Source organism: Sulfitobacter faviae (genome assembly GCF_029870955.1).
GTDB classification, from domain to species: Bacteria; Pseudomonadota; Alphaproteobacteria; order Rhodobacterales; family Rhodobacteraceae; genus Sulfitobacter; species Sulfitobacter faviae.
Genome location: NZ_PGFQ01000001.1, coordinates 1 through 13,307, shown reverse-complemented (window position 1 = coordinate 13,307; position 13,307 = coordinate 1). Strand labels below are relative to the sequence as shown.

12 protein-coding genes and 7 pseudogenes are annotated in these 13,307 nt (G+C 63.0%); 16 read left to right on the top strand and 3 right to left on the bottom strand.

Annotated features, from left to right (window positions below; genetic code table 11):
- Window positions 1–111 precede the first annotated feature (111 nt).
- Window positions 112–926, bottom strand: a pseudogene (locus CUR85_RS00095) (ferritin-like domain-containing protein).
- Window positions 923–1,396 carry a peroxiredoxin gene (locus CUR85_RS00090; protein WP_067265401.1) on the bottom strand — a complete coding sequence of 158 codons (474 nt, stop codon included), beginning with the start codon at window positions 1,394–1,396 and terminating at the stop codon, window positions 923–925. The pseudogene CUR85_RS00095 and the gene CUR85_RS00090 overlap by 4 nt, the downstream one beginning before the upstream one ends.
- 108 nt (window positions 1,397–1,504) lie before the next feature.
- Here CUR85_RS00090 and CUR85_RS00085 point away from each other — a divergent pair, with 108 nt between their 5' ends.
- The 8 genes and pseudogenes from CUR85_RS00085 to CUR85_RS00050 all read left to right on the top strand — a co-directional run bounded on the left by CUR85_RS00085 (window position 1,505) and on the right by CUR85_RS00050 (window position 7,344).
- Window positions 1,505–2,089, top strand: coding sequence for a hypothetical protein (locus CUR85_RS00085; protein WP_280320917.1), 585 nt, complete (start codon window positions 1,505–1,507; stop codon window positions 2,087–2,089).
- Between the two features lie 128 nt (window positions 2,090–2,217).
- Entirely contained in the window at window positions 2,218–3,213 is a 996-nt protein-coding gene (locus CUR85_RS19975) for a YhdP family protein (protein ID WP_280320915.1), read from the top strand.
- Window positions 3,210–3,581: a hypothetical protein gene (locus tag CUR85_RS00075; protein ID WP_280320911.1), complete on the top strand. Its 372-nt coding sequence runs from the start codon at window positions 3,210–3,212 to the stop codon at window positions 3,579–3,581. The genes CUR85_RS19975 and CUR85_RS00075 overlap by 4 nt, the downstream gene beginning before the upstream one ends.
- Before the next feature lie 94 nt (window positions 3,582–3,675).
- Window positions 3,676–3,960 (top strand): hypothetical protein, encoded by a 285-nt coding sequence (locus CUR85_RS00070; RefSeq protein WP_280320909.1) that lies wholly within the window; start codon window positions 3,676–3,678, stop codon window positions 3,958–3,960.
- Window positions 3,897–4,433, top strand: a complete 537-nt coding sequence (locus tag CUR85_RS00065; protein ID WP_280320907.1) for a hypothetical protein — start codon at window positions 3,897–3,899, stop codon at window positions 4,431–4,433. The genes CUR85_RS00070 and CUR85_RS00065 overlap by 64 nt, the downstream gene beginning before the upstream one ends.
- Complete coding sequence (locus tag CUR85_RS00060; RefSeq protein ID WP_280320905.1) at window positions 4,325–4,840, top strand: AsmA-like C-terminal region-containing protein; 516 nt, start codon at window positions 4,325–4,327, stop codon at window positions 4,838–4,840. Before CUR85_RS00065 ends, CUR85_RS00060 begins: the two co-directional genes overlap by 109 nt.
- Window positions 4,841–4,880: 40 nt before the next feature.
- Window positions 4,881–5,960: pseudogene (gene queA, locus CUR85_RS00055) on the top strand (tRNA preQ1(34) S-adenosylmethionine ribosyltransferase-isomerase QueA).
- A 53-nt stretch (window positions 5,961–6,013) separates the two neighbouring features.
- Window positions 6,014–7,344: pseudogene (locus tag CUR85_RS00050) on the top strand (MFS transporter).
- Window positions 7,345–7,371: 27 nt separating this feature from the next.
- On the opposite strand, the gene CUR85_RS20490 reads toward CUR85_RS00050, so the two are convergent.
- Window positions 7,372–7,620: a hypothetical protein gene (locus CUR85_RS20490; RefSeq protein WP_425520162.1), complete on the bottom strand. Its 249-nt coding sequence runs from the start codon at window positions 7,618–7,620 to the stop codon at window positions 7,372–7,374.
- Here CUR85_RS20490 and CUR85_RS00045 point away from each other — a divergent pair.
- The 8 genes and pseudogenes from CUR85_RS00045 to CUR85_RS00005 all read left to right on the top strand — a co-directional run bounded on the left by CUR85_RS00045 (window position 7,501) and on the right by CUR85_RS00005 (window position 12,526).
- A pseudogene (locus CUR85_RS00045) lies at window positions 7,501–8,009 on the top strand (DUF924 family protein). The gene CUR85_RS20490 and the pseudogene CUR85_RS00045 overlap by 120 nt on opposite strands.
- A 96-nt stretch (window positions 8,010–8,105) precedes the next feature.
- Window positions 8,106–9,497: pseudogene (gene lpdA / locus CUR85_RS00040) on the top strand (dihydrolipoyl dehydrogenase).
- A gap of 72 nt (window positions 9,498–9,569) precedes the next feature.
- The gene (locus CUR85_RS00035) at window positions 9,570–10,073 is read left to right on the top strand and encodes a class I SAM-dependent methyltransferase (RefSeq protein ID WP_343245387.1); all 504 of its coding nucleotides are present in this window, start codon (window positions 9,570–9,572) and stop codon (window positions 10,071–10,073) included.
- Between the two features lie 18 nt (window positions 10,074–10,091).
- Window positions 10,092–10,643, top strand: a pseudogene (locus CUR85_RS00030) (hypothetical protein); the annotation flags it as partial.
- Between the two features lie 226 nt (window positions 10,644–10,869).
- Window positions 10,870–11,301, top strand: coding sequence for a hypothetical protein (locus tag CUR85_RS00025; RefSeq protein WP_280322895.1), 432 nt, complete (start codon window positions 10,870–10,872; stop codon window positions 11,299–11,301).
- Window positions 11,302–11,365: 64 nt separating this feature from the next.
- Window positions 11,366–11,575: an ATP-binding cassette domain-containing protein gene (locus tag CUR85_RS00020; RefSeq protein WP_280320903.1), complete on the top strand. Its 210-nt coding sequence runs from the start codon at window positions 11,366–11,368 to the stop codon at window positions 11,573–11,575.
- A 297-nt stretch (window positions 11,576–11,872) separates the two neighbouring features.
- A pseudogene (locus CUR85_RS00010) lies at window positions 11,873–12,348 on the top strand (hypothetical protein).
- A gap of 28 nt (window positions 12,349–12,376) precedes the next feature.
- Window positions 12,377–12,526: a hypothetical protein gene (locus CUR85_RS00005; RefSeq protein WP_425520149.1), complete on the top strand. Its 150-nt coding sequence runs from the start codon at window positions 12,377–12,379 to the stop codon at window positions 12,524–12,526.
- Window positions 12,527–13,307 lie beyond the last annotated feature (781 nt).

The window sequence follows — 13,307 nt, the reverse complement described above, 5'->3', positions numbered from 1 at the left end:
GGGCAACCCTATTGACCCGCGCCTGCGCGGCATTCCCCCATTCGCCCAAAAAAGCGCTTTTTCGTTGGCAAAAATCCGCCGATACCAAGCACTTGCTGCGTCAGACCCTGATCAGCTTGGCCCGCCATCCGCGGTCAGGGGCCAGTAGAAATCGGGCGGGATTCCCGCCTCGGCGCGCTTTTCCTCGTTGAAGGGCGGCTTGAGATCGCCGTGGAAATACTTGCGCACGAGGGCATGAAAACGGTCCTTTGGGTCGTCATCATGGCGGCCACAGAGAAAGTGAAACCACTTGCTGCCATAGGCCACATGGGCGACCTCTTCGGCATAGATCGTTTCAAGCGCGGCCACGGCGCTGTCGGCCTTCGCCTTGCGGAAAATCTCGATCATGCCGGGGTCACATCAAGGCCGCGGGCCTCCAGCACCATGGGCACCACGGCGAGGCGGCCCATCAGATCGTCCACCGTGTCTTCGGCGGCGCGCCACATGCCCGCATGGGCGGGCATGGCACCGTAATGGCTGCCCATTTCCTCAAGACAATCGCACATCAGGTTGAAATGTTTGGATTCGTCATCCGCCGCTTTGACCCAATCGTCATAAAAGCCCAAGGGCAGCGGCACATGGGAGAAGCGGGCGATCACATCCCAATGCAGGTCCACTGCGTTCAACTCGATATGCGCCACGGCATGAAGCAGCGCCGCGCGGCCTTCGGGCGTGCCGGGACGGCGGCGCGGGACGTCGCGGGGCGAGAGCAACTCGGGCTGTGCGGGCCGGGCAGGGTGCAGCGGCGGGTCGGCGCGGCCCGAGTTGCTCTCACCTGCCGCGCGGGCCGAGAGCCACTGCGCCGCATATTTCCGCGACAGCGCCGTCTTCTCGCGCCCATCCGCCGTGCGCAGCACCGCCTCGGCCATTTCTGCCAGCGGCATCATGCGCCGCGCACCGCGTCGAGCACGGCATCCACATGGCCCGGCACCTTCACCTTGCGCCAGACCTGCGCAATCTGCCCTTCGGGGTCGATCAGATAGGTCGCGCGTTCGATGCCCATCGATTTCTTGCCGTACATGTTTTTCTCGACCCAAACCTCATAGGCTTCGGTCACCGCGCCATCGGTGTCAGACAAAAGCGGCACCGTCAGCGCGTGTTTGGCGGCGAATTTGTCGTGTTTGTCCATACTGTCGCGCGAAATGCCAAAGACCTGCACGCCTGCCTCGGCGAACTCAGACAAACGCTCGGAAAAGCCGATCGATTCCTTGGTGCAGCCGGGCGTGTCGTCGCGCGGGTAGAAGAAAAGAACCACCGGCGCGCCGCGCAAGGCAGAGAGCGTGATCTCGCCACCGCCGGTCACGGGAAGGGTGAAATCCGGGGCCGGTTGGCCGGGCTGGGGTCCGATCTGCGACATGGGGCGGTTCCTTTGGCTTGTGAAGGGTCGTTCAGGGCTGTCATACTGCATCTGATTTGACAACGTCAAAGCCGCCCCAGAAAGCCGCCCTATCCGAACCGGAGCCCGATGCGCGACCCGTCCCCTTCCAGCCCCCCTGCGCCAGATGGCGAAGGGCCGCCGCGCCGCCGGTCGCGCCGCCGCGCGGGGATCGTTTCGGCTGTGGTGCTGGTGCTCTTGGCGGCGCTGGCCACCGGGGCGGCGGTCTATTTCACCGGGCGTCCGATTCCGGCGCCGCTTTGGGTGCAGACACGGATCGAGGCGCGGATTGCTTCGGCCCTGCCGCAGGCGCGGGTGGATTTCGGCGCGATGGAATTCGTTGTCGATGAGGGTTGGCGCCCCCGCGTGCGTTTGCAAGACATCTTTGTCACCACGCCCGAGGGCGATGAGATCGTCAGTTTCAATGAGTTCAAGGCCAGCCTGTCGATGCGGTCCTTGCTGCGCGGTATGGCGCAGCCGCGGGCGATTTCGCTATCGGGCGTGGTGGCCAACCTGCGCCGCGGGGCGGATGGCCGGGTGAGCCTGAGCGCCGGGGCCGGGATCGCCCCACCGGAGCGGGAGGCGGCGACCCTGCCGCAACTTATCGGCCAGATCGACGAGGTATTGGCCGCCCCGCGCTATCCGCCCTCCGCTCAGTCGAGCTGCGCGCGCTGACGCTGCGGTTCGAGGATGCCCGCGCGGGCCGCGCTTGGACCGGAGATGGCGGGCGGCTGCGCCTGTCGCGCAATGGTGACGCGCTTGACCTCTCGGCGGACCTCGCGGTGCTCAGCGGGGGCGCGGGGGTGGCCACGCTCACCGCCAATTACAGCAGCCAGATCGGTGAGAATGCCGCGACCTTTGGCGTGACCTTCGACGGGGTCGATGCGCGCGACATCGCGGCGCAGGGGCCAGCCTTTTCGTGGCTCGAAGTGCTGCGGACCAATATCTCGGGCGCGGTGCGCAGCGGCATCGATAGCGCGGGCCGTTTCGCACCGATCAACGCTTCTTTGCAGATCGGCAAGGGCGTGTTGCAGCCCAACCCGCAGACCAAGCCGATCCCCTTCGATGGGGCGCAGAGCTATTTCAGCTACGACCCCGCGCGCCAGCTGCTGCGCTTTGACGAGATGTCGCTCGACAGCCCTTGGGTCTCGGGCAATATCACCGGGAGCTCGCAACTGGGCGATGTCACGGGCGGCATTCCGGGACGGATGGTGGGGCAGTTCAGCCTGCGCGACCTGCGGGCCAACCCGGCGGAGGTCTACCCCGAAACGGTGGCCTTGGACCAGGCGGATATCGATTTTGAACTCAGCCTTAATCCGTTTCAACTGAAGCTGGGGCGTCTGGAGATCAGTGATCAGGGCCGCAACCTGCGCCTTGATGGCGCATTGGTGGCCGAGGCGGCGGGCTGGAACCTGTCTCTCGATGGGCGAATGGACCGGCTCAGCCCCGAACGCCTGCTGGCGCTCTGGCCCGAGGGGGTGAAGCCCAAGACCCGCAAATGGCTGGATGAGAACCTTCACGCGGGCCGAATGCGCAACCTCGATCTGGCGCTGCGCATGGCGCCGGGGCAGGCGCCCCAGACCTATGTCGCCTTTGACTATGCCGGGGCCGAGGTGCGGTTTCTGAAGACCCTGCCGCATATCACCGATGGCAGCGGCCATATGAGCCTGCTCGACAACCGCCTTGTCGTCACGGTGGACGCGGGCGAGGTCATCGCGCCGCAGGGCGGGGCGGTGACGCTGGATGGATCCTCCTTCATCATTCCCGATGTGCGGGTGAAAGACGGCAGCCCTCGGTGATCCGGCTCAACACGCGCTCCACCCTGACCGCGGCGCTGTCGCTGCTGAACCAGCCGCCGATGCGGGTGATGGATAAGGCCGGGCTGCCCGTGACGCTCGCGGATGGGGAGGCGGTGCTGAAAGGCACGCTGGCGCTGCCGTTGAAAAAGGGCGGCAAGCCCGAAGATGTGCGCTATCACTTCGCGGGGATCTGCTGGCGCTCTCGACCGATACGCTGGTCAAAGACCGGAGCCTTCAGGCCAGCAAACTGTCCATCACCGCCGACAATGACCGTATCACCATCGGCGGCGCGGGGCGTATCGACGGGGTGGGCTTCGACGGGGAATGGTCGCAGGCGATCGGCCCCGGCTCGGATCAAAGCCGTCTAACGGCTCAAGTGGCGCTGACCCCGGCGGGGCTCGAAGCCTTTGGCGTGGCACTGCCCCCGGCAGCCTTCGTGGCGAGGGGCGCGGGCAGATTGCCGTGGACCTCAAGAAGGGCGAAGCGCCGCGCTTCACCTTGCAGAGCGATCTGGCGGGCTTGGGTGTCTCCGTACCGCAACTGTCATGGAGCAAGGCGCCGGGCACCGAGGGCAAGTTGCGACTGGCGGGGCGTTTGGGCGAGACGCCGAATATCGACGCCTTTCAGCTAAACGCGCCGGGGCTGCGGGTGGCGGGCTCCATCCACCTTGCCCCGGCGGCACATTGGACCGGGTGCGGATCGACCGGCTGCGGCGGGGCGACTGGCTGGATATCCCGCTGCAACTGATCGGGCAGGGCAAGGGCAACCCGGTGCAGGTGGTGCTGGGCGGCGGCACGCTTGACATGCGCCGGGCCGAGTTCGGCGCGGCCGAGGGGCAAGCCGGGCCGCCGATGCGCGTAGCGCTGGACCGGTGGCAGATCACCGACACGATTTACCTGACCGATCTTTCGGGCACATTCGACACCGCCAAGGGGATGGACGGCGCCTTTACCGCCCGGCTCAATGGCGGCACGCCGGTGCAGGGGCGGGTGCTGCCCCAAGCGGGGCGCAGTGCGGTGCGGGTGGTCTCGGATGACGCGGGCGGGGTTCTGCGCTCAACCGGGTTGGTGAAACAGGTGGTCGGGGGAACCTGTCGCTCACCCTGCTGCCGGTGGGTTCGGGCGGCGCCTTTGACGGGCAGCTCACGGTCAGCGATGTCGCTATTCAGGACGCGCCGGGGATCGCGGCGCTGGTCAATGCCATCTCGGTCGTCGGGCTAATCAACGAGCTCAACGGCGACGGGATTTACTTTGACGATGTGGAAGCGAACTTCCGCCTGACCCCGAACCGCCTGACCCTGACCGAGGCCAGCGCCGTGGGCGCCTCCTTGGGCCTGTCGATGGATGGGGTCTATGCGCTCGACAGCGGGTTGATCGACATGCAGGGCGTGATCTCTCCGGTCTATATGTTCAATGGGATCGGGTCCCTTTTTACCCGCAAGGGCGAGGGGCTGATCGGGTTCAACTACCGGCTCACGGGGGCCGCGAAAGACCCCAGCGTTTCGGTCAACCCGCTCTCGGCGCTCACCCCCGGCATGTTCCGCGAGTTGTTCCGCCGCCCGCCGCCCCAGCCGCCACAGGTGCAGGGCCAAGCGAATCCGGTTGCCCGGGTGCCGGAGGAGCGCTAAGCGCCGGGGCGACCCTGCCGCCAGACCCGGAGCCGCGCCGATGAAGCTTTCCGATTTCGATTTCGATCTGCCTGAGACCCTGATCGCCACCCGCCCCGCCAACCCGCGCTCCTCTGCGCGGTTGCTGGTGGCGGAGGGCGCCGCTCTGCACGACCGACGCGTGACCGATCTGACCGACTGGCTGCGCCCCGGCGACCGATTGGTGCTGAACGACACCCGCGTGATCCCGCACGGCTGAGCGGCATTCGCCACCGCGCCTCGGCCCAAGGGGCGGTGCAAGCCAAGATCGAAGTCACCCTGTTGGAGCCGCGCGGGAACGGCACTTGGTCGGCGCTGATCAAACCGCTGCGCAAGCTGAAGATCGGCGAAGAGGTCGTCTTTTCCGATGATTTGCGTGCCACGTTGGAGGCGGTGGAAGACGGGCAGGGGCATCTGCGGTTCAACTGTTCGGGCGACGATTTCGATGCGGCGCTCAATGCCGCGGGGGCGATGCCGCTGCCGCCCTATATCGCCGCCAAACGCGCCGCCGATGCGCAGGACATGACCGACTACCAAACCGTCTTTGCCCGCCACGCGGGCGCGGTCGCGCGCCCACAGCCTCGCTGCATTTCGACGAGCCGCTGCTCGAAGCGCTGGCCGCGAAGGGCGTGAGTTTTAGCCATGTTACCCTGCATGTCGGCGCGGGCACCTTCCTGCCGGTCAAGGTCGACGACATCTCGGAACACAAAATGCACGCCGAATGGGGCCGGGTCAGCGCAAAGGCCGCTGAAGAGATTGCCGCCACCGCGCCGCCGGAGGGCGCGTGATCCCCGTGGGCACCACCGCCCTGCGCCTGATTGAGACGGCGGCGCGCGAGGGTGAGATCACCGCATGGGAAGGGGATACCGATATTTTCATCACGCCGGGGTTCAAGTTCAACGTGACCGACGGGCTGATGACGAATTTCCACCTGCCTAAATCGACGCTGATGATGCTGGTCTCGGCCCTCATGGGGGTGCAGCGGGTGAAAGACATCTATGCCCATGCCATCGGCGAGGGCTATCGCTTTTTCTCCTACGGCGATTCCTCCCTTCTGCTGCCTGAGGCGCAAAACCCGCTTGAATGTCGCGCCAGGGGGTGACTAGCCTGCGATTGCCGTCCATGGGAGGGCTTGGGCGAACAAGGAATTGACTGATGATTCAAGTGGTTTCAAGCGCATGGGCGCTTTTGCTGGGCATGTGCCTTTTGATGGTCGGCAACGGCATGCAGGGCACATTGCTGGGTATCCGTGGCGGCATCGAAGGCTTCTCGACCTTCCAGATGTCGATCGTCATGTCTGCCTATTTCTTGGGCTTCCTTGGTGGGTCGCGCATGGCGCCTGGGATGATCCGGCGGGTGGGCCACGTGCGGGTCTTCGCGGCATTGGCCTCGCTGATCTCGGCGGTGATGATCATCTATCCGACCTTCCCCAACACCATCGTCTGGTCGCTGGGTCGGGTGCTGATCGGCTTTTGCTTCTCCGCCGTCTACGTCACAGCGGAAAGCTGGCTGAACAACGCCGCCACGAACGAAAACCGCGGGCAGGCGCTCTCGGCCTATATGATCGTGCAGACACTGGGCATCGTGATCGCGCAGGCGCTCTTGCTGACCGCCGACCCCTCGGGCTTCGTGCTCTTCGTCATCCCCTCGGTGCTGGTGAGCATCGCGGTGACCCCGATCCTTCTGTCGATCAGCCCGACACCGCCTTTTGACACCACCAAACCGATGAGCCTGCGCGAGTTGATGGATTTCTCGCCCTTGGGCTGTGTGGGCATGTTCCTTCTGGGCGGCGTCTTCTCGGCGCAATTCGGCATGGCGGCGGTTTACGGCGCCGAAGCCGGGCTGAGTGTCGGGCAGATTTCACTTTTCGTGGCCATGTTCTTCGTCGGCTCCGTAATCCTCCAATACCCCATCGGCTGGATCTCGGACCGCATGGACCGCCGTAGCCTGATTGTCATCGTTGCCACGCTCGGCGGTATCGGCTCGGTCATCGGGATGACGCTGGGCCATGTCTTCCCGATCCTGCTGGCCACGGCCTTTCTGGTGGGGGGCATGTCGAACCCGCTCTACTCGCTGCTCATGGCCCACACCAACGACTTTCTGGAGCATGAGGACATGGCCTCGGCCTCGGGCGGATGATATTTATCAACGGCTTGGGTGCGGTTCTGGGCCCGGTGATCACTGGTTGGATGATGGGCGCGCTTGGGCCGGGGGGCTTTTACCTGTTCACCGCCGTGCTTTTCGCCGCTCTGGCCGCCTATGCCTCCTATCGTAAGACACAGCGTGCCGCGGTACCGGTCGACGAGACAGGCAACTACGTGCCGATCTACCCCTCGGCCACTGCCGTGGCCGTGGAGATCGCGCAGGAATATATCATTGAAACGGAACAGGAGGCCGCCGAGGAAGCTGCCCAAGAAAACGCCGAAGCAGAGAAAAACGCCCCTGATAGCGATAACGATGTCGCGGATGACATAAAACGTGACTAGGCTTTTTGCGGTAAGACGTTCTTAACTTTAACGAAACGCCCAGATTGCGGCAAAGGAGTGTGCGGGATGGCTGCCACAAATGCAGAACCCCAAGATGTACTGAATTTCTGGCTCGAAGACGTAGGTCCGGCCGGATGGTACAACAGTTCCGAAACGCTGGATGCCGATATCCGTGCGCGTTTCGAGGGGCTTTGGGATGAGGCGCAGGCTGGCAAGCTGAACCATTGGCTGACCAATCCCACCGACGCGCTGGCCTTTCTGATCCTGACCGATCAATTCCGCGCAACATGTTCCGCGACACGGGCAAGGCGTTTTCCAGCGACCGTATCGCGCTGGCGGCGGCAAAACTGGCGATCGAGAAAGGCTGGGACATGCGCGTTGAGGCGCCCGCGCGGCAGTTCTTCTATCTGCCGCTGATGCATTCCGAGAACCTCTGCGACCAAGATCGCTGCGTGCGTCTGATGTGCGAACGGATGCCGAAAAGCGATGGCAGCAACCTGTTGCATGCCCGCGCCCACCGCGAAGTGATCCGCCAGTTTGGCCGCTTTCCCTATCGCAACGCGGCGCTGTCACGCAGTTTCACCGCGCAGGAGACCTCCTATCTCGACGCGGGCGGCTATGGCCGGACGGTCAAGGACCTGCGCGCGGAACTTCAAGCGGCCTGAGCCTTGGCAGGCCGGGGCAACACGCGTGGTTGTGGCGATTGCAAATATGGTTTAGCGGTAAACTATATTTGCAAACCCTAACGCGAGGTCCTTGCCATGGCTGCCAAATCCTTTGATCTGATCGTGATCGGTGCGGGGCCGGGCGGCTATGTCGCCGCGATCCGTGGTGCCCAGCTCGGCCTGAAGGTCGCGGTGGTCGAACGGGAGAACCTCGGCGGCATCTGCCTGAACTGGGGCTGCATCCCCACCAAGGCGTTGCTGCGCTCTGCCGAAGTGTTCCACCTGATGCACCGTGCCAAAGATTTCGGTCTGGCGGCGGATAAGATCGACTATGATCTTGCCGCCGTGGTCAAACGCTCGCGCGGCGTGGCCAAACAGATGGAAGGCGGGGTCAAACACCTGCTGAAGAAAAACAAGGTCGAGGTCTTCATGGGCGAAGCCTCGATCCCCGCAAAGGGGAAGGTCTCCGTTAAAACCGACAAGGGCAGCGAAGAGTTGACGTCCAAGAATATCGTGCTGGCCACCGGCGCGCGCGCCCGCGAATTGCCGGGGCTAGAGGCGGACGGCAAACGCGTCTGGACCTATCGCCACGCCCTGCAACCTGTGCATGACCCCAAGAAACTGCTGGTCATCGGGTCCGGTGCTATCGGAATCGAATTTGCGAGCTTTTACAACACCCTCGGCGCCGATACCACCGTGGTCGAGGTGATGGACCGCGTGCTGCCGGTCGAAGACGAAGAGATTTCGAAATTCGCCAAAAAGGCATTCGAAAAACAGGGCATGACCATCATGCAAAAGGCCACAGTCAAGAAGCTCGACCGTGCCGAGGATAAGGTCACCGCCCATATCGAACGGGACGGCAAGGTCGAGAAGCTTGAGTTCGACACCGTGATCTCCGCCGTTGGCATCGTCGGCAATACCGAAGGGCTGGGGCTGGAAGAGCTTGGCGTCAAGGTTGACCGCACCCATGTCGTGACGGATGAATACTGCCGCACCGGGGTCGATGGGCTCTTTGCCATCGGCGACATCGCCGGCGCGCCCTGGCTTGCGCATAAGGCGAGCCACGAGGGCGTCATGGTGGCCGAGCTGATCGCGGCCAGAAACCCCATCCCGTCAAACCCGAAAGCATCGCCGGCTGCACCTATTGCCACCCCCAAGTCGCCTCCGTCGGGCTGACCGAGGCGAAGGCCAAAGAGCAGGGCTATGACATCAAGGTCGGGCGCTTCCCCTTCATCGGCAATGGCAAGGCCGTGGCTTTGGGGGAGCCTGAGGGGCTGGTGAAAACCATCTTCGACGCCAAAACCGGAACTTCTGGGCGCGCACATGGTCGGGGCCGAGGTGACGGAGCTGATCCAAGGCTATGTCGTGGGCCGCCAGTTGGAGACCACCGAAGAAGACCTGATGAACACCGTCTTCCCGCATCCAACGCTCAGCGAGATGATGCATGAATCCGTGCTCGACGCTTTCGACCGCGTGATCCATATGTAAGGTGCGCGGGGCAGGGCGCGCCCAACGCGCCTCGCCCCCTCGCACTTCGGCCAAACCGTCGGGAGCCATGTCGTGGTCAGCCTAAACCGTGTCGTCATGCACCGCAGCACCCGCCGGATGATTGACCGTTTGAACCCTGAAGCGCTGGATGCCGCCGAGATCTCCGGCAAGTTCGGCAAACGGTTCACGTTCAAGAGCTACACCCAGTTCGCCTATCCGACCTATGACATCTGCGCAGGGCCCTTCACCGATCCTGCGAGCGGTGCCGCGCGGCAGTTCGATCTGATCCTCGCCAATCAGGTGTGGGAGCATCTCGACCGGCCCTATACGGCCTTGGGGCATGTTCAACAGATGCTCAGGCCGGGCGGATATTTCTGGATCGCCGTGCCGTTTTCATCCCCTTTCATGCCGCCCCAAATGACAACTCCCGTTGGTCCGCCGGGGCCTGAAGAACCTGCTGATCGAGGCCGGGTTCGACGCGCACCGGATCACCGCCAAACAATGGGGCAACCGTGCCGCCGCCGCACGCAATCTAGAACCCGACTGGCCCCCGGCTTTCGACAAGACCACAGATGATCTGACCAACGATCCCAGATGCCACTCTGCGCATGGCGCTGGCCCAAAAGGCTTGAGGGCGGATGGCTGAACAAACCTCCTTTCCGCGCGTCTTCGCGCTTTGGGCTGCGGGGCTGGGGCGGCAGCGCAATATGGCAAGATGAGCGTCATCTTCGATCTGTTGCCGGATATCTACCCGCAGGCCGGGGCGGCGCTCGGGTTTTTGGTCTCATTGGTGGGTGGTGTCGGTATCCTCCTTGGTGTCGTGGCGGGGCTGGTGGTCGCCGAGTCCGCTATCGCCGCGCGCTTCTCTTCGCCCTCTGGCTCGGCGCGGCCGTGTCGGCTTTTCAGGCGTTCTTGCCGGGCTTTGGCTGGATGCTGGCCAGCCGTGTCGTCGAAGGGCTGTCGCATCTGGCCATCGTCGTCGCCGCGCCGACCCTCATCGCGCAGCTGAGCGCCGTGAAAGACCGCGGGTTTACCCTGACCCTCTGGGGCACCTTCTTCGGCGTGGCCTTCGCGGTCCTGACGCTTTTCGGCCGTCCGCTCGCATTGAGCTGGGGTGTGCCAGCGCTCTTCGCTGTTCACGCGGCTTATATGGCGGGCTGCGCGCTGGTGCTCTCCGCCAGCCTGCGCAGCTTGCCGGAGGAGGGCGCGCAGCCCCGTTCTCCCTGCCGCAGATGCTCCGCGATCACCTTGCGATTTACCGGTCACCCTTTCTCTCCGCTCCGGCGGCGGGTTGGCTGTTCTATACATTCAGCTTCGTCTCCATCCTCACTGTCTTGCCGCCTACCTCCCCGAGGCATGGCGCGCGGTCACAATGGCCGCGATGCCGCTCACCAGTATCGCGGTGTCGATGACCATCGGCGTGGCACTGCTGCCGCGCCTGCCAGCGGTCTACGTCGTGCAAACGGGCTTTGGCCTTTCGGCCCTTTCAATGGTCTCTGGCTCGCCCCGGCACCCGCTGGCCTGTCTGGCACTTGCAGGGGCCATGGGGCTGATCCAAGGGGCAAGTTTCACCGCTGTGGCGCAGCTAAATACCGGCGCCACCGCGCAGGCGCAGGCCAACGGCGCGGTGGCGCAGATGGGCAACCTCGGCAACAGCCTTGGCACGCCGGTCATGGCCTTCGGCCTGGCAAGCTTCGGCGCTGCGGCGCTGCCGCTACTCGCGGGCGGGGCTTTCGTTATGGGGCTTGTGGCACATCTTCTCCTCGTGGGCGGCCGACGTCGCAGGCGGCACGTTCCTGTTTAGTTCTCACTTTTCGTTGGAAACACTGCATCAGCACCTATGTACAAATCGTTAAGAGGGGCATGTGATGGCTGAGCTGAAGAATATTGAAGTGCGCGGCGCGCGCGAGCACAATTTGAAGAACATCGACGTGGATATTCCACGGGACCAACTGGTTGTAATCACCGGGCTTTCTGGTTCCGGTAAGTCGAGCCTTGCCTTCGACACGATCTATGCCGAAGGGCAGCGGCGCTATGTGGAATCGCTCTCGCCTATGCGCGGCAGTTCCTTGATATGATGCAAAAGCCGGATGTGATCACATTTCCGGCCTCAGCCCCGCCATCTCGATCGAGCAAAAACCACGTCGAAGAACCCGAGGTCGACCGTCGGCACGGTGACCGAGATCTACGATTACCTGCGTCTGCTTTTCGCCCGCGTCGGCACGCCCTATAGCCCGCCACCGGCAAGCCTATCGAGGCCCAGCAGGTGCAGGATATGGTCGACCGGATCATGACGATGGAAGAGGGCACGCGGGCCTATCTGCTGGCCCCATCATCCGGACCGGAAAGGCGAATACCGCAAGGAATTCATTGAGTTGCGCAAGCAGGGCTTCCAGCGGGTCAAGGTGAATGGCGACTTCTACGATCTTGATGAGCCGCCCACTTGGATAAGAAATTCCGCCATGACATCGACGTCGTCGTCGACCGGATCGTGGTGCGTGAAGGTTTGGAAACGCGGCTTGCGGACTCGCTCCGCACAGCGCTCGACCTTGCCGATGGGATCGCCGTTTTGGACGCCCCAGTGAAGGCGAACCGGAACGCCATACGTTCTCTGAGAAATTTGCCTGTCCGTCAGTGGCTTCACCATTCAGAGATCGAGCCTCGGCTGTTCTCTTTCAACGCGCCCTTTGGGGCATGCCCGTCTTGCGACGGCCTTGGGGTTGAGCTTTTCTTCGACGAACGTTTGGTGGCCAGATCAAAACCTAAAGATTATGAGGGGCGTTGGCACCATGGCGTAAGGGGAAGTCTCCGTACTTTAAGCAGACCATCGAAGCCATTGCGAACATTATAATTTTGATCAGAAGACACGTTGGAAAGACCTGCCTGAAAAGGTTCAGAACGTCTTCCTCCACGGCTCCGGCAAAGAAGAGATCATCTTCCGTTATGACGAAGGCGGCCGCGTCTATGAGGTGAAGCGGGTGTTCGAAGGTGTCATCCCAACATGCAGCGGCGCTACGCGAAACCGATAGTAATTGGTGCGCGAGGAGTTCGAACGCTATCAGAATAACCGCCTGCGGCACCTGCGGCGGCTATCGCCTGCGGCCCGAAGCGCTGGCGGTGCGGATTGGCCGCGCGACGGCGGTGAAGATGAATTGCTGCATATCGCAAAGTGGTCGAGATGTCGATCCGCGAGGCTTTCGACTGGTGCAAGACGGTACCAGACATTTGACCGATCAGAAGAACGAGATTGCCGGGCCATTTTGAAGGAAATCCGGGAGCGTTCGGATTTCTAAATAACGTTGGTCTTGAGTACTACGATGTCACGTTCAAGCGGTACTTTAAGTGGTGTGAGAGCCAGCGCATTCGTTTGGCGAGCCAGATCGCTCGGGCTGACGGGCGTTCTCTACGTTCTTGATGAGCATCGATTGGTCTGCACCAGCGTGACAATGACGTCTCCTCGATAACTGAGAACTGCGCGTCAGGGGAATACCGTGATCGTGGTGGAGCACGATGAGGAAGCATCCGCGAGGCGGATTAGTCTTTGACATCGGGCGGGGGGGGTCACGGCGGGCAGGTTATCAGCCATGGAACGCCGCAAGAGGTTGCAGCGATCCGAATTCTGTGACGGGTCAATACCTTACCGGCGTTCGCGAGATCTCTGTCCCGGCGAAGCGGCGCAAGGGGAATAAGAAGAAGTTGCAGGTGTAAAGGCCACTGGCAACAACTTGCAGAATGTGACGGTGGACTTCCGCTGGGAAATTTGTCTGCGTGACGGGCGTGTCGGGGGGGGCAAATCAACCCTGACGATTG